The 24,141-nt window shown below is 27.3% G+C and carries 15 protein-coding genes and 3 pseudogenes; 15 read left to right on the top strand and 3 right to left on the bottom strand.

The genetic code is table 11. From position 1 onward, the window contains the following. Positions 1-118 precede the first annotated feature (118 nt). Positions 119-1,336 (bottom strand): IS701 family transposase, encoded by a 1,218-nt coding sequence (locus NGI68_RS10510; RefSeq protein WP_251859462.1) that lies wholly within the window; start codon positions 1,334-1,336, stop codon positions 119-121. A 227-nt stretch (positions 1,337-1,563) separates the two neighbouring features. Between NGI68_RS10510 and NGI68_RS10505 the strand changes: the two genes are divergently transcribed. The 3 genes from NGI68_RS10505 to NGI68_RS10495 all read left to right on the top strand — a co-directional run bounded on the left by NGI68_RS10505 (position 1,564) and on the right by NGI68_RS10495 (position 4,556). Next, positions 1,564-2,532 carry a tRNA dihydrouridine synthase gene (locus NGI68_RS10505; protein WP_251861446.1) on the top strand — a complete coding sequence of 323 codons (969 nt, stop codon included), beginning with the start codon at positions 1,564-1,566 and terminating at the stop codon, positions 2,530-2,532. Positions 2,533-2,727: 195 nt separating this feature from the next. After that, the gene (locus NGI68_RS10500; RefSeq protein ID WP_251861445.1) at positions 2,728-3,429 is read left to right on the top strand and encodes a serine/threonine protein kinase; all 702 of its coding nucleotides are present in this window, start codon (positions 2,728-2,730) and stop codon (positions 3,427-3,429) included. 245 nt (positions 3,430-3,674) lie between these two features. Next, positions 3,675-4,556 carry an aldose 1-epimerase family protein gene (locus tag NGI68_RS10495; protein WP_251861444.1) on the top strand — a complete coding sequence of 294 codons (882 nt, stop codon included), beginning with the start codon at positions 3,675-3,677 and terminating at the stop codon, positions 4,554-4,556. A gap of 329 nt (positions 4,557-4,885) precedes the next feature. Here NGI68_RS10495 and NGI68_RS10490 read toward each other — a convergent pair whose 3' ends face one another. Next, positions 4,886-5,470: a TetR/AcrR family transcriptional regulator gene (locus tag NGI68_RS10490; protein WP_251861441.1), complete on the bottom strand. Its 585-nt coding sequence runs from the start codon at positions 5,468-5,470 to the stop codon at positions 4,886-4,888. A gap of 434 nt (positions 5,471-5,904) precedes the next feature. Between NGI68_RS10490 and NGI68_RS10485 the strand changes: the two genes are divergently transcribed. The 5 genes and pseudogenes from NGI68_RS10485 (at position 5,905) to NGI68_RS10465 (ending at position 13,840) form a co-directional block, all read left to right on the top strand. Continuing rightward, entirely contained in the window at positions 5,905-9,165 is a 3,261-nt protein-coding gene (locus NGI68_RS10485; RefSeq protein WP_251861439.1) for a M14 family metallopeptidase, read from the top strand. A 40-nt stretch (positions 9,166-9,205) separates the two neighbouring features. Beyond that, positions 9,206-9,895 (top strand): DUF969 domain-containing protein, encoded by a 690-nt coding sequence (locus NGI68_RS10480; RefSeq protein ID WP_251861438.1) that lies wholly within the window; start codon positions 9,206-9,208, stop codon positions 9,893-9,895. Between the two features lies 1 nt (position 9,896). Then, positions 9,897-10,841, top strand: coding sequence for a DUF979 domain-containing protein (locus tag NGI68_RS10475; RefSeq protein ID WP_251861436.1), 945 nt, complete (start codon positions 9,897-9,899; stop codon positions 10,839-10,841). 395 nt (positions 10,842-11,236) lie between these two features. Beyond that, positions 11,237-12,694, top strand: a pseudogene (locus tag NGI68_RS10470) (class I SAM-dependent DNA methyltransferase). A 168-nt stretch (positions 12,695-12,862) separates the two neighbouring features. After that, on the top strand, positions 12,863-13,840 hold the full coding sequence (locus NGI68_RS10465) for a hypothetical protein (RefSeq protein ID WP_251861434.1): 978 nt from the start codon (positions 12,863-12,865) through the stop codon (positions 13,838-13,840). A gap of 45 nt (positions 13,841-13,885) precedes the next feature. Here the strand turns inward: NGI68_RS10465 and NGI68_RS10460 are convergent, their stop codons facing one another. Then, a complete protein-coding gene (locus NGI68_RS10460) occupies positions 13,886-15,103 on the bottom strand; it encodes an IS701 family transposase (RefSeq protein WP_251861432.1) in 1,218 nt (405 codons plus the stop codon). 121 nt (positions 15,104-15,224) lie between these two features. On the opposite strand from NGI68_RS10460, the gene NGI68_RS10455 reads away from it, so the two are divergent. The 7 genes and pseudogenes from NGI68_RS10455 (at position 15,225) to NGI68_RS10425 (ending at position 24,096) form a co-directional block, all read left to right on the top strand. Continuing rightward, on the top strand, positions 15,225-16,172 hold the full coding sequence (locus NGI68_RS10455; protein WP_251861430.1) for a hypothetical protein: 948 nt from the start codon (positions 15,225-15,227) through the stop codon (positions 16,170-16,172). Positions 16,173-16,245: 73 nt separating this feature from the next. After that, positions 16,246-17,382, top strand: a complete 1,137-nt coding sequence (locus NGI68_RS10450) for a restriction endonuclease subunit S (protein WP_251861428.1) — start codon at positions 16,246-16,248, stop codon at positions 17,380-17,382. Positions 17,383-17,404: 22 nt separating this feature from the next. Then, a complete protein-coding gene (locus NGI68_RS10445) occupies positions 17,405-18,505 on the top strand; it encodes a toll/interleukin-1 receptor domain-containing protein (protein WP_251861427.1) in 1,101 nt (366 codons plus the stop codon). Between the two features lie 32 nt (positions 18,506-18,537). Beyond that, entirely contained in the window at positions 18,538-19,200 is a 663-nt protein-coding gene (locus NGI68_RS10440) for a TIR domain-containing protein (RefSeq protein WP_251861425.1), read from the top strand. A gap of 20 nt (positions 19,201-19,220) precedes the next feature. Next, positions 19,221-19,619: a hypothetical protein gene (locus tag NGI68_RS10435; RefSeq protein ID WP_251861423.1), complete on the top strand. Its 399-nt coding sequence runs from the start codon at positions 19,221-19,223 to the stop codon at positions 19,617-19,619. 238 nt (positions 19,620-19,857) lie between these two features. Next, positions 19,858-20,810, top strand: a pseudogene (locus NGI68_RS10430) (DUF4351 domain-containing protein). A gap of 146 nt (positions 20,811-20,956) precedes the next feature. Next, positions 20,957-24,096 (top strand): annotated as a pseudogene (locus NGI68_RS10425) (DEAD/DEAH box helicase family protein). Positions 24,097-24,141 lie beyond the last annotated feature (45 nt).

Here is a 24,141-nt window from a genome sequence, read left to right as displayed (position 1 = left end):
AGTTAGGCAATTTCAAAAGCTAAATTACCTATTGAGACTATATTATACTTATTATGATATATTATCCATATAATATGAAAACACTTGCCCAATTTTATATGATGAATTTTTAAAAACTCTAAGGGATTTTTAGCTCACATAAAATATCTTTTAGTTCAATATTCTGTTTTGATTTTTCATATATAAAGCACACAAGTGCTTTTGCCGTCAGGCTGTTTAGATGTTTCTGAGTTTCACCTATAGTCTTAAAATCTCCGTGGTTGGAACTAACTCTAAATAATTCTAAAAAATTATAGATTAAGAATACTATAAGAAAATATCGTTCTATAGACAAAATGCTACGCATTCTATATTTATCAAAAGCTAAATTGCTTTTTAAATATTTATATGAAGTTTCTATAGTCCATCTGTGAGAATAATATTTAATTATAGTTTCTGCATTTAATAAGATGTCGGTAGACAGCAAATATACTGGGTTCTTGAATCCATCATGGGTGACTTCATAGCAAATAAGTATTTTAGCATAAGGGAATTTAGAAACATTACCTTCATAGGTATATACTCTATAGTCCTTACCTTCAACTGTAACAAGGTCTAAGGTGTTAGGACTAAGGAATTTTTCAAATTTTGATAACTGCATTGAAATTCCTAATGGAGATATTTTTCTGTTAGATTTAATTGCTCCTATTAGGTGGTAGCCCTTTGCTAAAGATGCTTCTATTAAATTATTATTTGTATACCATGAATCCATAAGACAATACATTTTTTCACAATTAGATGGAGTTTTAAAAGAAGTTATAAAATTTTTTGCAATATCAATCTTAGATTTAAAATTTTTATTTAAATCTTTGCAAAATTCCTTTTTATAGTAAGGTTTATATTGTAAAGGAATAGATTTATCATTTACAACAAAATTTGAAGTAACCACACAATGTGACCAAATATTTTTGTCTTCTGTATGAGAGTAATTATAAGATAATCCTTGCATTTTCTTTGCTGATTTCTTGGGATTTACAGTATCATCTATAATCAAAAACCCTACGGATTTAGGTTTAATATTATGCTCAAGGAAAAAGTTTAAATAGCTAATTCTATTGTTGTTCAGAAGACTATGGTCCCATTTAGAATGGCTTAAAAATCTATAAATACAACTTTTGTCTTTTGAATGCAACACATTTTTAGCAATTTCAGATAAAGTTTTAGTGCCAGGTAAATTAATTAATCCATTGGCAATATTGGTTAAATGATTAAATTGAGGCTTAGACATTCCATAATTTACATCATTTAAGTAATTGTAAAGTTCATTATTAATGGATACAATATTAGTACTTGGCATACTTTTTACCTCCTGTGTTTATATTTGTATGGTAACTTTTATATAACACAGTGAGAGAAAGTATGCCATATTTATTTTTTGGTAGTTTTACCAATTTAGATTTTTATTTTGCATAACTAAAGTAGATAATAAAAAATAAGATTGATATAATATTTCTTAGAATATTTATAAAACAAGTACAATAAATCATTGTGATGGTTATCACAGCATATAAAAGGAGTTAATACATGAAATTTTATTTAGCACCAATGGAAGGTATTACGGGATACATATATAGAAATGCATATAAAAAGTTTTTTAACAATATTGATAAATATTTTACCCCTTTTATTATTCCAAATACAAGCAGAAGTCTTAAAACTAAAGAATTAAGAGATGTTTTGAAAGAAAATAATAATGGAATAAATATAATACCTCAAATCCTTACCAATAATTCAGAAGGTTTTATTGTAACTGCTAGAAAGTTACAACAATTGGGTTATAATGAGATTAATTTAAATTTAGGTTGTCCTGCTGGAACTGTGGTTTCAAAAAATAAAGGCTCAGGATTTTTGGCAAAAAGAGAAGATTTAGATATATTTTTACATGAAATATTTAAGATAGATAATATGAAAATTTCTATAAAAACCAGAATAGGAAAAGATAGTCCTGAAGAATTTTATGAACTTATAAAAATTTACAACAAATATCCCATAGAGGAATTGATTATTCATCCTAGAACACAAAAAGATTTCTATAGAAATAAACCTAATTTAGATGTGTTTAAAGATGCATTATCTTTAAGTACTAATTCTATATGTTACAATGGAGATGTTTTTACTGTCAGTGATTATAATAAATTAACAAAAACTTTTAAGAAATTAAAAACGGTGATGCTGGGTAGAGGAATATTAGCAAATCCAGGTTTAATAAATGAAATAAAAAATAATGGAAATCTAGATAAAGAAAGGCTAAAAGATTTTCATGATGAAGTTTTAAATAAATATCTGGAATTGTATAAAGAAAATAAAAATACATTATTTAGAATGAAAGAACTATGGGGATACATGATTTACATATTTTCAGATAATAAAAAATATGCTAAGAAAATAAAAAAAGCTCAAAAGCTAAATTGCTATAATGAAGCTGTAGGTAGTTTATTTAGAGAGCAGGAAATTATATTAAAAGAATATCCAGGTAATCTGAGTAAATTATAAATAAAATTTGTTTTTATATAAAATAGCAAGAGCTTTAGTTATTAATTTAGCTAGGGCTTTTATGGGTTGATGTGACATGAATAAAAGTGTGTTATAATTAAAGCTACCAATAATTCTTAAGCTTTCATTAACAGTTTAATTTACTGGAGCAAAACATAAAAAAAGCATATATAATAAAACTAAGGTGATCTAATTATGGAAAAAAAATTATTTGATAAAGACTATATTAGAAAATTTGTAAATATTATAGATAGTAAACTTATTCCTAATTTAAAAATGAAAAGTATAAATCCTTCAGATCCGATAAAGGTGGAGTCTGTTCCAAAGCCTTGGATTTTGCTGGGATGTGGCAACTATGCAGGAGTTTTTACTCATCCAGATTTTAATGATTTAGCCATAAAGATTTATGCGCCTGGAAGATGTGGTTTAAAAGAAGAAATAGAAGTGTACAACACTATTGGAGAGCATCCTGCTTATTCTAAACTTTTATATAGTAAAGATAATTATTTAGTGTTAGAAAGACTAAAGGGTATCACTTTTTATAATTGTTTGAGAAAAGGAATAAAAATAAAAAAGCATATTATAAAAGATATAGATAATACCCTTGAATATGCTAGAGAAAAAGGGCTAAATCCCCATGATGTTCATGCTAAAAATGTTATGATAGTTAACAATAGAGGAGTAGTAGTGGATGTTTCAGATTTTAAACATAAGGAATATTGCAGTTTATGGAAGGATTTTAAAAAAGCCTATTACAAGTTATATATTCCATTTGTATATAAATTGTCCATACCAATTCCTAATTTTTTATTAAATACCATAAGAAGAGTATATAAAAGATACAAAAAGCTTAAAAAAATTAACACAGTTACAAACTACTCTGTTGAACAGAAATAAGTTCTTAATAATAGTAATTATGCAAAATATTATAGAAATAAATATAAGAAAATTCCTATTAAAACTATAATAAGTAAGAAATATTTAAAAAGATAATAAGGATTTTATTATGCTTTCATGTAAAGGTGAGAGCATTTTTAATAAAATGATAAACGTATTTTATTAATATTAAATATAGTAAGTTCAAATTATTTTTATATGTTATACTCAATATAATTTTAAATAAAACATAGGAGAGAAAACAAATGGTTACAAAATTAGAAAATGAATTGTTGCAAGTTTTATTAGATGACAACGGGGCAGAGCTTATTAGTATAAAAGGAAAAAAAGATAATGTAGAGTATTTATGGACAGCTGATTCTAAATACTGGAGTAGACACGCACCTATTTTATTTCCCATAGTAGGAAAGGTTAAAGACAATAAATATAGAATAGGTAAAAGTGAATTCAAACTTAGTCAGCATGGTTTTGCAAGGGATTCTGTGTTTGAGTTAGTGGGAAATGAAAATAATAAGGTTGTGTATAAGCTAGCAAGTTCAGAAGATACATTAAAAAATTATCCCTATAAATTTGAACTATATGTTGGATATGAATTAAAGGAAAATAACTTACAAATAAAATATAAAGTTAAAAATATAGATAATGAAAAGATATACTTCTCTATAGGGGCACATCCTGGATTTAATTGTCCTTTATTAAGTGGTGAGCATATGGAGGATTATTATTTAGAATTTAATAAAAATGAAAATGCTAGAACAGAGTTACTTCATACTAAATTAGGTCTATTTACCGGAAAAAGTGACCCTGTTTTAGAAAACAACAATATTATAAAACTTTCAAAAAAATTATTTGAGAAAGATGCTTTAGTATTTAAAAATTTAAATTCAAATAAAGTATCTCTAAAAAGTAATAAAAATAATAAATCAATAACAATGAATTTTCAAGGATTTCCTTACTTAGGAATATGGTCAAAACCAGATGGAGTACCTTTTGTGTGTATTGAACCTTGGTTTGGACACGCAGACTTTGTTGACTTTAATGGAGACTATAGAGAAAAAGCAGGGGTAATGAACCTAGAAATTGGAAAAGAATTTAATTGCAGTTATGATTTATTAATAGAGCAATAGGATATAGTACAATGATATTAATATAGATATAACAATCCAAGTACATAATATCTAATTAATTAATAAAAAATGAGGTGAAATAAGTGGATTCTATAGTGAATTTGGTTGCGTATTTAGGCTCTGTGCAAAGATTACACAGAGAGAACAAATAAAGTAAAAAAATTTGTTCAGGGCCTATATTATTATATATGATTTGATAAAGGTTATTTTGTGTAGTCTTTGCTTTTTATTTACTAATATAAATTTGATGTAAATATGGCATGGGTATTAATTATAATTTAACCTAATTAATACCCATTTCTAATGTTTAAGAAAAATTGCTGCATTTTTTATGCTTTTATAATATTTATAAAAGATTCAATCATATGTTGTCCATATTGGATAAGTGAATAGCGTCCTTGATTTAGACACCAGTCATATGTAAGCCCTCGTTCAAGAATAGAATACCATTCTGTTAATTCCAAATATGAAAGAGAAGTTTTAACCTCACCATTATCTATACATTCCTTCATAATAGATGAGATTATTTTATAATATGCTCGTTCAGGATTAATAATATGACGCTGACCTGTTGTTGTAACCTGTAATCCGTATAAGGTAGCTAAAAGTGATCTATAAGGAGAATTTTCTAGATTTTCCATTACGAACAAATTAAATTTAAATAATTTATCTAATGCTTTTAAATTTGGATCAATTTTATTGAACCAATTTACATAATCCACATCAAAATAATAAGCAATGCAGAACAGTAATTCTTCTTTACCATGAAAATGATGATAAAATGCACCACGTGATGTTTTAGAAGTTTCAATGATCTGATTAATAGTAGTATCTTTATAGCCTTGGTCTAAAAATAATTTCCAAGCTGTATCTATAATTTTTTCTTTAACACTAGATTTTTGTTTCATTTCCATATTTCTTATACTCCCTTAATTGTAAGAATTTATTATAAATTGAATAATAACATACAAATAATTTTTTTGCAATTTCCATAAAACAGCAACAAATAGTTTTTAGAAAAATTTATTATGCAAATTTTTCTTTGGAATTTGCAGTAAAAATCCAAGTTTGTGATTTTTATATAAATCTCTAAAGGATAATTAAAAATGGACAGAATAGTCAGAAATTTAATACAAAAACTTTAATATAATTCAAATAAACTTGACACAGATATAAAATATTATTATAATTTTAAATAAAAACAAAGTACGGAACGCAGTACTATATACCTTTAGATAGAGTAATTATAAAAAAAATAGGTATGTTAATTATAATAGTATAAAATAGTTTTAATTTTGGTATTAGTTTTTTATTATTAAAAACTTTCTGAGTTTGGAGGTGTAATATAATGGACAGAATTTGGTTAACAGAAGATTTAAGCTGGAAACAAAAGAAAAATGCTGTTGAAATGAGTTTAATAAATGGTTTTTATTCTACTTTTGCAAAGTTCCCAGTGACATCTAAAGAGGGAGGAATAAAAGTTCCAGATAGTTTGACTGATTTAAAGAAAATATATAGTGCAACATCTGAAAAGTGGCCAGAAGATTATAACTCATCCACTAAAAAAGCCAAACCAATTTTGGACTTTGATTGGAGAAAGAAAAAAGGGTTAGAATATTTATTTTTAAATGGAATGTTTTTAAAGGACGAAAACTTTGATCAATTACCTGATAAATTAAACTTTAAAATAGTAATTCCTAAAAATTGTAATATTTCTATTTTGATAGCAGCATGTAATTTTGCCTTTCGCTTTGGAATGGAGACCACTGCTTATGAAGGCCCAATTATAGTTGAGGAAGATTGCAAGGGTAACCTACTAGTTTTTGAGGAAGATAGTAAATGTGGAATGGAATTCACAGAAAATGAAGAAAGAAAAATTGTACGTGTATATGGTCAAGGAGAAGAACTTGAAAAGTTTTCAGCTCATATATGTGAGTCCTTTCCTTTACTAGGTAATGGCAGGAATTGGGTAGACCATCTTCAAGATATGACAGATAGTTTTGTGATGAAGAATTTAGATGGACAATTATCATATCTAAAGGCATATGAAAAAGAACTAGAAGGAGATATCACGGCATATGTGTCTCCAAAGATTCAAGAAGTATTAAGTGAAATTCAACCAACTTTTCCAGAGACAGAATTTAAAAATCATAAAGAAAAAAAGAAGATATATGAAAAATCCTATGATATACCTTGGGAAGTGGATGTTTTTAAAAATATTCTAAAAGAAAAAGTATATGATAATTTAAAGTCAGGAGATGAAGTTGAAATTTATGGTGCACTTAGTGAAGAAGTTGATGTTAGAAATTGCTTAACTAATGAAATAGATGCAGAACTTAAGAAAAGAGAAGTGAAGTTAAGTAAAATCCAAATACTATGTGCATATAAACAAGGCTTTTCATGGATTGAAGAAGTAATACTTCCACAATTGGAGAATAAGAAAGTACAAAATATAGAAATTGCCTTTAAACCATTTCTTCCATTAGGGGTAACAGAATGGTCAGATGAAGATGGGGCTATTCCATCTTATAATAATGTAAAGGTAGATGATCCTGATAAATGGTTTGATATTCCCATCCGTTATTTACAAGAATTGTATCCTATAGATGATATTATTGCAAATAAGCTTGGAATCCATAGGGAGGAAGTTAAATTTGTACCATATAAGGGGCAACAAGATATAACTTACAATGTGAAAGCACTTACGGATAAGGGAGAAATAATATTTACATCAGTTTACAAAGCTGCATATTCAGAAAGACCTTATTTAGATGATTATCCAGAGATGGGAAAAGTACATCCTTCAACAGGATTTATAAAGGTTATCATAAATGGAACTCAGGTGCTTAATGAATATATAGCAACAGATGTAGAAAATATTTGGAATATATATCAAAAAGAAGTATTGCCAGATTGTAAAAGATTCATTGAGAGAAAAACAGAGGGAAATATTAGCATAGAGACACAGCCATTTTTTTCTCAACTACGTTTAGAAGTAAATGCAAGTGAGCCAGATTATTCTTTACCTTACAGAGAAGATTTGATTTCCTCATTAGATTCTTTACATGAAGATATGTATTTTGTAGGAGCAGATTATTTTAAAATTTATGGTACAGAAAGTAGAAATATTTTATTAGATGCACCAGGACTTATTCTTCCAATTATAAAGAAGAAAATGGGGAAACCAACATTTAAGGTAACACTATATGATGAATTAGAAAAAATACCTTGTATAAAATCAAAGAATAAATTAATAACAAGTGATTTAAAAAGATATGAAGTAGAGCTATATATAAAAAAATTAGGTTATAAAGATGGTGAAATTACCGCATTTTTAAAAACTAATATTAAAGAAGAGAGACTCATTGAAAGCTATATGTATCTTTTAGAGCATAAGTTACTTAAAGTCAGTAAAGAATTTAACCATATAAAAACTTTGAAAATAATTACTGAAGAAAATTGTTATGCCGCTTCAATTATGGAACAAAAAGATCCAGAAAAAAATCTAAGTATTTTAGATATTGATTTAATGGAAGATACTCTAATAGGATATGAACAATATTTATCTATTATAGACAAGTTAAAATATGTACCTGGAATTAATGTATATTCTATAGCTACATCTTATTTAGGAAGAGATATTTATGCAATTGAGATACTTCCAAAAGAACAAGGATATGTTTCAAGAACAAAACGTATTACAAATCTTCCTTCACAAATTATTAATTCTAGACATCATGCAAATGAAGTATCTAGTACAAATGCAGCCTTTATGCTTTTAAAAAAATTGTTGACAGAAGAAAAATATAAATATCTTCCAGATAAATTAAATCTTGTTATTGTACCAATGGAAAATGTGGATGGAACTTGCATACATTATGAACTCCAAAAGGAAAATCCTAAATGGAAATTGCATGTTGCTAGATTTAATGCAATAGGAAAAGAGTTTTATCGTGAACATTTTAAGTTAGATACAATTCATACTGAAGCTATGGGATTTACAAGATTATGGAATAAATATCTACCGGATGTAGTTGTTGATAATCATGGAGTTCCAAGCCATGAATGGGAACAACAATTTTCAGGATATACATCCCCTTCCTATAAAGGTTTTTGGTTACCTCGTTCTTTATTATATGGATATTTTTGGACAGTGACAGATGATGAATATAAGGGAAATTATTCAGTAAATAAGAAAATAGAAGAGGTAATTGCTAATGCAATTGCACAAGATGATAAAATTACAATGTGGAACAAAGAATGGATGACAAAATTTGAGAAGTATGCTCATGGATGGATGCCAAAATTATTTCCTGCTGATTATTATAACAATATGATTAATTATTGGATTCCATTTAAATTTGATCCTCTACATCGATACCCATCCATACGTTTTCCTTGGATAACAACTGTATGTTATACAAGTGAGGTTGCAGATGAAACAGCTCAAGGAGAGTATTTGAATCTTTGTGGGAAAACACATGTAATTCATGATGAAGCCGTAATTAAAATGCTTATGAACTGTACACCTTTATTGGAGAGTAAATGTGAAATAACAGAAGATAAGGTTTTGATAAGTTATATAAGACATAGACCAATAATTGTTTAGTATGACTTAAAAATAAGTAATATAAAAGGAGATGGAAAATATGGAACTTATTAAATTAGTAGGAATTCTTATTGTTATTGTTGGTTTCGCTCTTAAGAAAGATTCTATTTTGATTATATTGTGTGCTGCAGTAGTGACAGCACTTGTTGGGGGGCTTGGCATCACAGGTCTTCTAGAAACTTTCGGAAATTCTTTTGTTGCCAATCGAAGTATGGCAATATTTATATTGATAATGTTAGTTACAGGAACCTTGGAGAGAAATGGTTTGAAAGAAGCTGCTGCAAAGCTTATAGGTAAGGTAAAAGGCGCATCTCCAGGTATGGTTATTGGTATGTATGGTATTATGAGAGGTATTTTTGCTGCATTTAATGTAAGCTTCGGTGGAGTTGCAGGTTTTGTAAGACCTATTATTATGCCTATGGCAACAGGTGCAATTGAAGCTTCTGGAAAAGATATAAATGAAAAACACTTGGAAGAAATAAAAGGAATGGCTTCAGGTATGGAGAATGTTGCATGGTTTTTCTGCCAAGTATTATTTGTAGGTGGAGCAGGTGGACTATTAGTACAATCAACATTGGCTTCTCTTGGTTATAAGGTGGAATTGATTGATTTAGTTAAGGTAGAAATTCCAGTAGCTGTTGTTGGTACTCTTGTAGCAATTATTTATTACTATTTAAAAGATAAAAAGCTTTCTAAGAAATATTATGATGTAGAAGGAGGGGAAAAATAATATGAATTTTTTTATGGATCCAAAAATTTTACTAGCAAATAAACTTTTAGAAGTTATTTATATTGTGATTGGTTTAATTACAATTTATACTGGTATTAAAAATGCAATGGATGAAGAAAATCCCTCTAGAGCGGGAACGGCAATCTTTTGGTGTTCATTAGGTATTGTGCTTTCATTTGGTAGATGGATTCCACCAATTGGTAACGGAATATTGATTGTTATTATGACGGTTCCATCAATTTTAGGTAAAGTTAAGATTGGAAAAATTCATACTCCTACTCAAGAAGAAACAAAAGATGCTTTTGATAAAATTGGAATGAAAATATTTATTCCTGCATTAGTAATTGGTGTGTTCGCAATTATATTTGCTATTTTTACAAAGATGGGAGCATTGGTTGGAGTAGGTGTAGGAATTGTTGCATCTGTTATCTTGTTGATGATGTTCTCTCCTAAAAATAAACCAAAGGTTTTTTTAAGAGATTCTGAGAGATTATTATCTGTAGTTGGACCACTTAGTATGTTACCTATGCTTTTAGCTAGTCTTGGAGCTATATTTACAGCAGCTGGAGTTGGAAATGTAATTGCTTCTTTAGTGGGCAATATTATTCCAAAAGGAAATGTTAATGTAGGTATTATTGTATATGGACTAGGCATGATGTTATTTACTATGATTATGGGGAATGCATTTGCGGCTATAACTGTTATGACTGTAGGTATTGGTGCTCCTTTTGTATTAGCGTATGGAGCTAATCCAGTTGTAATTGGTATGGTTGCACTTACAGCAGGATATTGTGGAACATTATGTACACCTATGGCAGCGAACTTTAATATTGTTCCAGTTGCTATGCTTGATATGAAAGATAGAATGGGAGTTATAAAGAATCAAATAATACCAGCATTAATTATGATTACTTTCCAGATTGTGTATATGATCATATTAAAATAGGAAGATATGGATAGATGGGTAGTATAAGAGATTACTTAAATAGTCTGGAACGTGGAGCACAGATTATAATACACCATTGGACATAGAAAATGATTTTGTTATAATGAAAATAATATTATGTATATGACTAACACATGTTTAGGAAAGAAAAGCTTTGTCGAAAAGCGTGGAAAACATAAAAAAATAAGGTTATAATATAATTGCATTAGTATAAACTAATGCAATTATTTTTTACATATAAAGTAAGAGAAAATTATTAAAACAAAAAGGGTTGTTGCACTAAGAAGAAGTGTTGAAATATATTGTTATAATTTTAAATTTGTAAATCAATATATTGTATATAATTTTTTTAGTCTGACAATCCATAATAATATAAATAATACTGGAGGCAATAAATGATTACAGGTGAGTTAAAAAGCAAAGTAGATAGAATTTGGGAAACCTTTTGGACTGGTGGTATAAGTAATCCATTAGAGGTTATAGAACAATTTACATATTTTTTATTTGTAAAAGATTTAGATGATAACGAAATATTAGGAGAAAATGATGCTGAATTACTTGGTATACCCTTTGAGGGAATGTTTCCAAGTGATAGGCAGTATTTAAGATGGAGTAAATTTAAAAATATTGAGGCAGGGGAAATGTATAGGATAGTATCACAAGAAGTTTTTCCTTTTATAAAAGACATTCATGGAGATAAACAATCTGCATACTCAAAATATATGGGGGATGCTATGTTTAAAATACCAACTCCACTTATGTTATCTAAAATAGTTGATGCAATAGATAATCTTGAAATAGGGGAGAAAGATACTAAGGGAGACCTTTATGAATATTTATTATCCAAGGTAGCTACGGCAGGTACAAATGGACAATTTAGAACTCCAAGACACATAATAAAAATGATGGCAGAATTAATGAAACCAACACCAGAGGATATTATAGTAGACCCAGCCATGGGTACAGCAGGTTTTCTAGTTGGAGCAGAAGAATATTTAAGAACAAATCATAATGATCTATTTTTTGTTGAGGTATTAAAAGAGCATTTTAATAATAAGATGTTTAATGGATTTGATATGGATAGAACTATGCTTAGAATTGGTGCCATGAACATGATGCTTCATGGGGTGGATAACCCTAATATTGAGTATAAAGATTCACTTTCAGAAACTAATAAAGATAGCGAAAAGTATACTCTAGTACTTGCAAACCCTCCATTTAAAGGCAGTTTAGACTACGAAGCGGTTTCAGCAGATATTTTAAAAGTCAGCAAAACAAAGAAAACAGAATTATTGTTTTTAGCATTATTTTTAAGAATATTAAAAACCGGTGGAAGATGTGCATCCATTGTTCCAGATGGGGTTTTATTTGGTTCAACTAAAGGACATAAGGATATAAGACGTGAAATAGTCGATAACAATAAACTTGAAGCTATAATAAGCATGCCAAGTGGAGTGTTTAAACCATATGCAGGAGTATCTACAGCAATTATGATATTCACTAAAACAGGTACTGGTGGAACAGATAAAGTTTGGTTCTATGATATGAAAGCAGATGGATATTCCTTAGATGATAAGAGAAACACTATTGAAGATAATGATATACCAGATATAATAGAAAGATTTAATAATCTAGATAAAGAAGAAGATAGAAAAAGAACAGAACAATCCTTCTTTGTACCAGTAGATGAAATAAGAGAAAATAACTATGATTTATCCATTAATAAGTATAAATAGATGGAATATGAAGAAGTAGTTTATGATGAGCCTAAGGTTATATTAGAGAGAGTTAAGAAATTGGAAGAAGAGATAACTGAAGGAATAGATGAGGTAGAAAGAATGATAGATGAGTAGAAAATAAATAAAGAGTGCAATCATCATGGGGGGAATTACCAAGGTAACCCATTTCCACGAGAGCGGCACTCATTCTTCTCTAATAACAGTATATGCATTATATTATAATATAATACCATGATTGTCAAGTAAATGCGATAAAATATAAATAAGAGTTAGAGGTGGCAAATGGATAAAAAAGAAAAAGTATATTCAGATGAAGACAAAAAAATTAAAAAAGAAAAAATGTATTCAGCTAAAAAATATTTTATTTTTGGGCTTAAAAAGTATATATCAAATGAAAATAAGATTTTATCAAAAAAATTACAACCTAGTATAAGGGAATTATTATGGGATTATATAAATATTTATGAAGATATTATACATGATTTAGAAAATAAATTGCTTATAAAAGCTAAAAAAGATTTAATAGTAGCTATAATTTTTTATTTGAAGGAAAGTGTATTTCATAAGAAAAAAATATACAAAGAAGAGATAGATTTTTTAATAAAAGATTTAGAAAAGGTTCAAGATGGTAGTTTGAATCAATTTGATGAGATAAAAATTTATAATAAATGCAAGTCCATAGTTAAGAAAATAGATAATGATAATATATATGATTATTTAGTGAAAGTAGTTAAAAATACTTATGGTTACGAAGAAATGGATGGAATTATACAAGCTATGATTAGTGAATTATTATATGATGGATTTTCATTGAAATACTTAGAAAAATGGTATAATTCTTACATTCCAAACAGATTAAATGGATGTGAACAGGATGATATAGATGAAGTAATAGATTTATTTGGCCAGCTATTTAAAGAAGAGACTGATTTTAAGTATTATTTAACTATAAAAAGTAAGATATCATTAGATGAGACAATATATTTGAATTGTAATTTAATAATGAAAACAGAAGAATATAGTGCTTTATCATTAATCAATATTAAAGATGAAAAAGAAACTAAAAATTATCTTCAGTACGGACAGGATATCAATGTTTATAGTATAAAAATTAAGGCTAAAGATTATTATAAAGGATTGGAAATAATAATTGATTCTATAGTATCATATTTTCAAATGATAACTTTAGTTAGGCAATTTCAAAAGCTAAATTACCTATTGAGACTATATTATACTTATTATGATATATTATCCATATAATATGAAAACACTTGCCCAATTTTATATGATGAATTTTTAAAAACTCTAAGGGATTTTTAGCTCACATAAAATATCTTTTAGTTCAATATTCTGTTTTGATTTTTCATATATAAAGCACACAAGTGCTTTTGCCGTCAGGCTGTTTAGATATTTCTGAGTTTCACCTATAGTCTTAAAATCTCCGTGGTTGGAACTAACTCTAAATAATTCTAAAAAATTATAGATTAAGAACACTATAAGAAAATATCGTTCTATAGACAAAATGCTACGCATTCTATATTTATCAAAAGCTAAATTGCTTTTTAAATATTTATATGAAGTTTCTATAGTCCATCTGTGAGAATAATATTTAATTATAGTTTCTGCATTTAATAAGATGTCGGTAGACAGCAAATATACTGGGTTCTTGAATCCATCATGGGTGACTTCATAGCAAATAAGTATTTTAGCATAAGGGAATTTAGAAACATTACCTTCATAGGTATATACTCTATAGTCCTTACCTTCAACTGTAACAAGGTCTAAGGTGTTAGGACTAAGGAATTTTTCAAATTTTGATAACTGCATTGAAATTCCTAATGGAGATATTTTTCTGTTAGATTTAATTGCTCCTATTAGGTGGTAGCCCTTTGCTAAAGATGCTTCTATTAAATTATTATTTGTATACCATGAATCCATAAGACAATACATTTTTTCACAATTAGATGGAGTTTTAAAAGAAGTTATAAAATTTTTTGCAATATCAATCTTAGATTTAAAATTTTTATTTAAATCTTTGCAAAATTCCTTTTTATAGTAAGGTTTATATTGTAAAGGAATAGATTTATCATTTACAACAAAATTTGAAGTAACCACACAATGTGACCAAATATTTTTGTCTTCTGTATGAGAGTAATTATAAGATAATCCTTGCATTTTCTTTGCTGATTTCTTGGGATTTACAGTATCATCTATAATCAAAAATCCTACGGATTTAGGTTTAATATTATGCTCAAGGAAAAAGTTTAAATAGCTAATTCTATTGTTGTTCAGAAGACTATGGTCCCATTTAGAATGGCTTAAAAATCTATAAATACAACTTTTATCTTTTGATGACAACACATTTTTAGCAATTTCAGATAAAGTTTTAGTGCCAGGTAAATTAATTAATCCATTGGCAATATTGGTTAAATGATTAAATTGAGGCTTAGACATTCCATAATTTACATCATTTAAGTAATTGTAAAGTTCATTATTAATGGATACAATATTAGTACTTGGCATACTTTTTACCTCCTGTGTTTATATTTGTATGGTAACTTTTATATAACACAGTGAGAGAAAGTATGCCATATTTATTTTTTGGTAGTTTTACCAATTTAGATTTTTATTTTGCATAACTAAAGTGATAAATTATTTAAGTGATAATGCTGAAATTATTTTAAATGATAAGATAGTAGTTAAAGTATCAGATGGTGTTTATGAAAAATTAAGAAAAGAAATGTATGACGAAAATATACTTTTTCATGAATCGGAGAGAAGAGAAAAAGGAGATATAAAGGATTTTATATTATATAGAGATAAAGTATATATTAAAAAAATAGGCGTTGATGAAATTCCTAATATACAAAGAGCTATAAATATAATTAAAGGTCAAAAGAAGCAATCTAAAGAAAATAGATTAATAAATCTTTGGTCTGTTCTTGAGTATATGCTAACTTTTCATAAAGGTGATAGTATAATAGCTAAAGCTAAAGATATAGTTCCAAAAGTTTGTTGCTTATATGTATTAAAAGATAAAATAAATTTATTTTGGAATAGTTTAAATCAATATAAATCTTCGTCTTATAAAATTGTTGGTGAAATAATAAAAAATTGCAGAATTGATGAAGATGAATATAGATATGATCTGGAGAAATTTATAAATTTTGTTTCTATAAGAGGAAAAGATATAATTGAAGAATTTGCATTTAATGATGTATTGAAAAGAAGTATAGCTGAAATAGGTTCTCTATTATCTGATGGGAAAATTAGAAGTGGTTTAATAAAAAAGCTATCTATAGAAGTAGAAATGGATTTAATCAGAATTTATAGATATAGAAATATTTTAATACATTCAGGAAATAGAGATATTAAAAATATTAATTATAAAACCCTAAGATTATATCAATATAACAATAACATTTTAGGACTAATAATACATTATAAGAAAAATAACCCGAGTTTAACCATTGAAGAAATATTAAATTCAATAGAATATACATATGAAAAATATATTAATAGTATTGGAAAGAAAGTAGAAAAAGATGAGCTAGTGAACATTTGTAAACCTAAATATTTGTTTATTGAATAGATAAATATTAGAAAGAACAATAAAGAACTAAGTGATTGAAGTTTCATTTAAAAAGAAAAATGAGGTATGTAATATGGAATGTAAATCAGGAAAATTAGTGAAAATTGATTCTGGGTATGCTTTTAAATCTAATTTGTTTAACGATAAAAATGAAGGTATGCCAATCATACGGATAAGAGATGTAAATGTTGGAAAATCAAACACATATTATTCAGGGGAGTACGATAAAAAATATGTTGTTAAAGATTGTGAAATGTTAATTAGTATGGATGGTAATTTTGTAATAAAAAAATGTAATGGTGGAAAAGCATTATTAAATCAAAGAGTTTGTAAAATAAAAAGTGTGAGTAATGTTTTATTAGATGATTATATATATCGAATTCTACCTTTTGAATTGAAAAAAATAGAAGATGCTACTTCTTTTGTTACAGTTAAACATTTATCAGTTAAAACTATACAAGAGATTAAAATAAATGTTCCTAAAGTTGAAGTTCAACAAAAGATAGTAAATATACTAGACCAAGCTCAATACTTAATAGATAAAAGAAAAGCTCAAATAGAAGCTTTGGATGAATTAGCTAAATCGAGAGTTATAGAGATGTTTGGTGATCCTATTTTAAATCCAAAAGGATGGGAAAAGAAAAAATTATCTGATGAATGTAATATTATTACAGGTAATACTCCATCAAGAAAAGTTGAAGAGTATTATGGAGATTATATTGAGTGGATTAAATCTGACAATATAAAAGATAGTGGCATTTACTTAACTAAAGCACGAGAATACTTATCTGAAAAGGGGTTAGAGGTAGGTAGAAGTGTAGAGGAAAATAGTATATTAATGACCTGTATTGCTGGAAGTGTTAAGTGTATTGGTGATGTTGCCATAGCTAATAGAAAGGTAGCCTTTAATCAGCAAATAAATGGAATTGAACCATTAACCAATAATGTGTCTTTCATGTTTGAGCAATTTAATTTATCACAAAAATATATACAAAGTACAATTAATATGTCACTAAAAGGAATTTTGAGTAAAGGGCAATTGTCAGAGTTAGAATTTATATTTCCACCAATTGAGCTACAAAATGAATTTGCTGAGTCATTTAATCAAATAGACAAATTGAAATTTGAAATGAAGGAGAGCTTAGAAGAATTAGAAAATAGCTTTAATTCATTGATGCAAAGAGCTTTTAAGTGTGAGTTATTTGAATAAGAGGTATTAAGGGGGAACATGTATGGTTATACCTAAAGTTAAAGTATTTATATCATATGCTCATGATACAGAACAATTTGCAGATAAGGTATTAGAGTTTTCAAATACCTTAAGAAGTTATAATATAGATGCAAATATTGATCAATATGAAGAGAGTCCACCAGAAGGATGGCCAAGATGGATGGATAATCAAATTGAAAATTCAGATTATGTACTTATAGTATGTACACAGTTATACTATGATAAGGTAATGAATTTCAAATCTGGAGGAGGAAAAGGTGTAAATTGGGAGTTGAATATTATATATCAATATCTATATGAAACATGTTGTAACAATACGAAGTTTATACCAATAATATTTAATGATTATAGTACTACAAAGATATTGAAGCCACTACAAAGCTCAACATATTATTATGTAGATAGAGGAAAAGACTTTAAGAAGCTATGCAATAGGTTAAAGGGTATAAAAAATACTATAAAACCACCACTTGGTAAAGTAGGAGAGAATATATTACCACCCAAAGAAAGAAAAAATATGTTTGTTACGTCAATGATTGACTTAAAGTCTTGGGATAAAGCAAAATGGAGTGGTGTAGCATATAAATTTGATCCTAGAAATGAAACCCCACCTTTAATGGCTTTATTATACAAGGATAAAGAAAGTGCAAGTAAGATATTTAAAGATTGGAAAAAACTTTGTGGTGAAAATGTATTTAAAGATATAGAAATTTCTATTATTGAAAAAAAGAATGTAGGTAGAGCTGATGGGTATTTTGTACACATAACTACTAATATGGATGAATGTATAAAAAGGGCAGAAAAACAAGGCTTTTTTGTTGATGAAACGTTTTTTGCGATATTTTCGAGATATCAATATATGGATATTAATGTATTTAGAAATAATTTAGCTATATTTAAAAAGCAAGTAGAAGTTAAAAAAGAATTTTTTATTGCTCCAGCTGTGGTAAGTGACAATAATAAAACGATTGAAATGGATAATATTGAGCTTGGAACACATTTGAAAATAAAAATGGACAATATAAAATTTATGAATTTTGAAGATGTAACTAAAAATGACATTGAATATTCAGTTGTTGCAATGCCTAATTATGCATTGTAAGTATTAGAAATTAATATAGGAGATGGTATGTGATGGGGAGAAAAATATTTGTATCGTATAAATATGCTGATAATAGAGTTAGAATGGTAAATTACAAATACGATACCAAAGTAAGAGATTATGTAGATATATTACAAGAAAAAATAGGAGAAGAGAACACAAATAAAGGGGAAAAAGACGGAGAAGATTTGAGTGACTTTAAAGAAAGTACAATTGCATCTAAACTTCGTGATAAGATATATGATAGTAGTATAACTATAGTTTTAATTTCAAAGAATATGAAAGGGTATTATGCGTTGGAAGAAGATCAATGGATACCATGGGAAATATCTTATTCATTAAAAGAACACACTAGAAATGGAAGAACAAGTGCTACTAATGCAGTTTTAGCAGTAGTTATTCCAGATGAATTTGGAAGTTATAGTTACTATATTGAAGATAATAGCTGTGGAAATTGTACATGTAGAATGTTAAATACACCTATACTATTTAAAATTTTACAAAAGAATATGTTTAATCAAAAAAATAAGACACTGAAAGAATGTAGCACTAAAACAGTATATATAGGGCATTCATCTTATATTTATAGTGTTAAATGGGACGATTTTATAGAAGATGTTAATAAATATATTAATATAGCAATTGAAATAAATGAAAATATAGGTGACTATGAAATATATAAACTTAATAAATAGCATAAAGGAGGTTACTTTAAATGGATAAGAAAATTAAGCATCTGGAAATGATTCAAGAAATTATTAAAAGAATGGCTTCAAATTCATTTTTATTAAAAGGATGGTCAATAACATTAGTAGCTGGTATTTTTGCCCTTTCAGCTAAAGATAGTAACCAGAAATTCTTTCTTATAACATATATCCCTTTAATAGTATTTTGGATATTAGATACGTATTATTTACAACAAGAGCGTAAGTACAGAAACTTATATGATAAAGTTAGGAGTTTAGAAGAAGACAAAATTGACTTTTCAATGAAAATAACAGATGATTTATTATCAGATAAGACTATGTATGCCAAGTGTTTTTTATCAATATCAGAATGTGTATTTTATTTACCAACAGTAATTTTAGTTGGAATAGTAATAAGTTTTATATAAACTATATCAGTTACTTATTAGATTTATACAAAGTTGTGTTTAATAGTGTAATTTTTAAATTAATAGGTATCTCCTAAGCCCATAAAAGTAATTGTCCAATTATTTTTGTGGGCTTAAGAGCTTGTATTATAGATTATTTAAATGTAATCAAAAATCATAGTACATATTAAATTTGTTTGAATTAACGTTATTTATGAATTAAAATAAAGATACAATAGAAATATAGGAAGGTGAACTAATGAAGCCCACAAACTATGAAGATTTAATAATGAAAAGAGCAATGGATCTTTTTGCAGAGGAAGGACTAAAATTCTTTGGAATAAATAAAAAAGTTAAGGAACTTGGCCCAACAGAGTTAGTGGTTTTAGAGACTAAAAATATGTTTATGGACTAGGAGTTAAAGGAAACTCCTTTTTATTTTATTCAAATGAGTAGGTTCGCTTAACTAAATTAAAATTTAGAAGCTTACCTATGGAAGATGATACTTTTATACATTTTGAGTTTCAAACAACTAATAAAGGGAAAATAGATTTAAGAAGGTTTAGGGCCTATGAAGCATTATTAAGTCATCAAACTGGAAAAGATGTAGTCACATATGTTGTTTATTCCGGTAACATAAAAAATCCAGTAAATATTTTAGAAACAGGAATAAGTGAATTTAGAGAAAATTCAATATCCATGGCCAGTAGAGATGGTGATAAGATATATAATGATATTGTAGAAAAAATAAAATCTGGAATAGATATTACAAAACAAGATATAATTTCTTTAACCTTCACTCCTATTATGGGTGGAAATATAAGTACAGTAGATAAAATACTTAATGCTATAGAGATAGTAAAAGATATAAATAAAGATTATAAATATGACGTAGAATCCATATTGTATGCCTTTGCAAATAAATTTTTAAGTGGAAGAGATTTAGAAAAGGTAAAGGAGGAATTAAGAATGACTGAACTTGGTAAAAGCTTAATACAAGAGGGAATCGAGAAAGGTATAAAGCAAGGAATTGAAAAAGGTAAAGAAGAAGGAAAAGCTGAACTTTTAATTAAGCAACTAATGAAAAAATTTAAAAAAGTACATAATGAGTATAAAGAAAAAATAAAAATACTTCCAAAAGAAACAATAGAGTTGATTGCAATAGATATATTTGAACTAAATTCTGTAGAAGAATTAGAAAGATATTTTTAGTCTTTTTTAATACAAAAAATTCTATTTAACCATACAAAAAAAGTCTTGGAGAAAATCCAAGACTTTTTTGTGTCAAATATTGTTTTAATATGGTAATATATTCATAGAAAATAATAATATATGTCACTAAAAGGGGGATGAGACCTTTGTGTACTAACTTTGAATTTTTAAAGTTTAAAGAAGAATTTAATGCATTTTCAGATGCTTGTATTGAGGCAGAAAAGAGCATATTAGTAAGCCCATCAACTACAGCTATTTTGAGTAGAAGAGCTTTGGAACTTGCGGTTAAATGGGTATATAGTTTTGATGAGGATTTAGGTATTCCATATAGGGATAATATAAGTAGTTTAATACATAGTGGTAGTTTTTTAGAACTTATTGATAGTGAAATGTTACCTTTACTTAAGTTTGTAATTAGTTTAGGTAATGTGGCAGTACATACTAATAAAAACGTAACAAGAGAAGAGGCTATTTTATCATTACATAATTTATATCAATTTATTAATTGGATTGATTACTGCTATGGAGATGACTATAAAGAAAAGAAATTTGATGAAAATGCTTTACTTCAGGGTGAGGAAAAGAGAGTAAGACCGGAGGAACTTAAAGATTTATATGACAAGCTAAGTTCAAAGGATAAAAAACTAGAAGAGATCATAAAAGAAAATGAAGAGATTAGAAAAGAAATAACCCAAAAGAGAAAAGACAACAAAGAAAATTATGATTTTGATATAGATGAAATAAGTGAGTTTCACACCAGAAAAATTTATATAGATGTGGAACTTAAACTTGCAGGATGGGATTTTAATAAAGATATTGGAGAAGAAATAAAACTTTTTGGTATGCCCAACAATGCAGAAAAAGGTTACGCTGATTATGTCTCATATGGTGATAATGGAAAGCCCCTTGCAGTAGTAGAAGCAAAGAAAACAAGTAAAGATCCTAAGATAGGTCGTGAGCAAGCTAAATTCTATGCGGATTGCATAGAAAGACAATATAATGTTAGGCCAGTTATTTTCTATACCAATGGATTGGAAACATATATTTGGGATGATTATAATGACTATTCTGAAAGAAGAATTTATGGTTTCTTTAAAAAAGATGAGCTTCAGCTTATGATTGACAGAAGAACTCAAAAGAAGCCTTTAAGAAATATAAATATAAAGGATGAAATATCAAATAGATATTATCAAAAAGAAGCTATAACTGCATGTTGTGAGGAATTAGAGAGAAGAAAGAGAAAGTTTTTATTAGTTATGGCAACAGGAACTGGTAAAACTAGAACAGCAATTTCTTTAGTGGATGTATTAACAAGGCATAATTGGGTAAAGAATATATTATTTTTGGCAGACAGGACAGCCCTTGTTAAACAGGCTAAAAAGAATTTTTCAAATTTGCTTCCAGATCTTTCTCTTTGCAATTTACTAGATAGCAAAGATAATCCAGAAGAATCAAGAATACATATGGGGTTTTTGATATGGAAAATGGAGTTCCAACTTATGCTTATGAATTTGATAAGGCAGTTGAAGATGAATTCCTTGTAGAATATGAAACCATAGAAGTTAAGTCTAAAATAATGGAAGATGGAATTAAATATGATGAATTATCCGATGAAGATAAGGAAGAATATGAAGATAAATTTGATAAAGATGAAAATGTCGGAGAAGAAATATACAGTTCTGCTATTAATCAGTGGCTATTTAATGCTGATAAAATAGATTTAGTTTTAAATAAACTTATGGAAAAGGGACTAAGAATTGAAGGAAATGAAAAGTTAGGTAAAACTATAATCTTTGCTAAAAGTCATAAACATGCAGAAGCTATTAAATAAAGATTTGATATATTATATCCAGAACTTAGTTCAAACTATGCAAAAGTTATAGATAATCAAATTAATTATGTAGAGAGTGTAATTGATGATTTTTCTGATAAAGATAAAATACCACAAATAGCTATAAGTGTTGATATGCTTGATACAGGTATTGATATTCCAGAAATTTTAAATCTTGTTTTCTTTAAAAAGATAAGATCTAAGACTAAATTTTGGCAGATGATAGGAAGAGGTACAAGACTTTGTGAAGATTTATTAGGTATTGGACAACATAAGGATAAATTTTTAATTTTTGATTTCTGCAATAATTTTGAATTCTTTAGAATGAATCCAAAAGGTTTTAAAGGTAACCTAGGACAGACTTTGAGTGAAAGAATATTTAATCTTAAACTGGATTTAATAAAAGAATTGCAAGATTTAAGATATTCAGATGAAGAATATGTTAGTTATAGAAATGAATTGTTAAAGGATTTAATGGAAGATATAAATAGTTTAAATGAAGACAATTTTATGGTAAAAATGAATATAAGATATGTTCAAAAATATAAAAATAAAAATGAATGGCAAAGCCTTGGAGCTATTAGTACACAGGATATTAAGGAACATATATCCCCATTAATAAGTAAATTAAAGGATGATGAATTTGCAAAAAGATTTGATATATTAATGTATACAATAGAGCTTGCCAATCTCCAAGGAAATAATGCAACAAGACCAATAAAAAGTGTTATAGAAACAGCGGAAAGTCTATCAAAGCTTGGTACTATACCAGAAATTCAACAGCAAAAGTATATTATAGATAAGGTTAGAGAGAATGAATTTTGGGAAGATGTAGATTTATTTGAATTAGATGAATTGAGAAGTGCTTTAAGAGAACTTTTAAAGTATTTAAGAAGAACTAATCAAAAAATTTATTATACTGATTTTGAAGATATGATAATAAATGAGGAATCTCATGGAGCTATGTATAATGATAATGAGCTCAAAAATTATAGAAAAAAAGTAGAATATTATCTTAAAGAACATGAAAATGAACTTGCTATATATAAGCTTAAAAATAATAAACAATTAACCAAACAAGATTTACAAACTTTAGAATCAATTATGTGGCAAGAACTTGGAACAAGAGCAGACTATGAAAAAGAGTTCGGAGACATGCCTGTTAATAAACTTGTAAGAAAAATGGTAGGCTTAGATAGAAATATAGCAAATGAATTATTTTCTGAGTTCTTAAATGATGAAAATTTAAATACTAAGCAGATACATTTTGTAAAACTCATAATTGATTATGTGGTTAAAAATGGATTCATTGATGATAATAAAACCCTTAAGGAAGATCCATTTAGAGGTATAGGAAATATTTCTATACTATTTAAAGATAATACAAATGAAGTTATAAGTATAATGAGTAAAGTGGCTGAAATCAAAAATAATGCTGAAACAATATGTAATTAATAGGTTTTAAAGAATTAGTGAAAAGTATTATATCAGATATGAGTA

Origin of the sequence: Clostridium sp. Marseille-Q2269, from assembly GCF_943736985.1 — a bacterium.
Lineage (GTDB): Bacteria > Bacillota > Clostridia > Clostridiales > Clostridiaceae > Clostridium_F.
The sequence above is the reverse complement of the archived record's forward strand: the minus strand, read 5'-3'. Positions and strand labels throughout refer to the sequence as shown.

Coding starts and splice junctions, on each gene's coding strand:
- NGI68_RS10510 (WP_251859462.1), bottom strand. CDS start 1,336: ATGCCAAGTACTAATATTGTATCCATTAATAATGAACTTTACAATTAC.
- NGI68_RS10505 (WP_251861446.1), top strand. CDS start 1,564: ATGAAATTTTATTTAGCACCAATGGAAGGTATTACGGGATACATATAT.
- NGI68_RS10500 (WP_251861445.1), top strand. CDS start 2,728: ATGGAAAAAAAATTATTTGATAAAGACTATATTAGAAAATTTGTAAAT.
- NGI68_RS10495 (WP_251861444.1), top strand. CDS start 3,675: ATGGTTACAAAATTAGAAAATGAATTGTTGCAAGTTTTATTAGATGAC.
- NGI68_RS10490 (WP_251861441.1), bottom strand. CDS start 5,470: ATGGAAATGAAACAAAAATCTAGTGTTAAAGAAAAAATTATAGATACA.
- NGI68_RS10485 (WP_251861439.1), top strand. CDS start 5,905: ATGGACAGAATTTGGTTAACAGAAGATTTAAGCTGGAAACAAAAGAAA.
- NGI68_RS10480 (WP_251861438.1), top strand. CDS start 9,206: ATGGAACTTATTAAATTAGTAGGAATTCTTATTGTTATTGTTGGTTTC.
- NGI68_RS10475 (WP_251861436.1), top strand. CDS start 9,897: ATGAATTTTTTTATGGATCCAAAAATTTTACTAGCAAATAAACTTTTA.
- NGI68_RS10465 (WP_251861434.1), top strand. CDS start 12,863: ATGGATAAAAAAGAAAAAGTATATTCAGATGAAGACAAAAAAATTAAA.
- NGI68_RS10460 (WP_251861432.1), bottom strand. CDS start 15,103: ATGCCAAGTACTAATATTGTATCCATTAATAATGAACTTTACAATTAC.
- NGI68_RS10450 (WP_251861428.1), top strand. CDS start 16,246: ATGGAATGTAAATCAGGAAAATTAGTGAAAATTGATTCTGGGTATGCT.
- NGI68_RS10445 (WP_251861427.1), top strand. CDS start 17,405: ATGGTTATACCTAAAGTTAAAGTATTTATATCATATGCTCATGATACA.
- NGI68_RS10440 (WP_251861425.1), top strand. CDS start 18,538: ATGGGGAGAAAAATATTTGTATCGTATAAATATGCTGATAATAGAGTT.
- NGI68_RS10435 (WP_251861423.1), top strand. CDS start 19,221: ATGGATAAGAAAATTAAGCATCTGGAAATGATTCAAGAAATTATTAAA.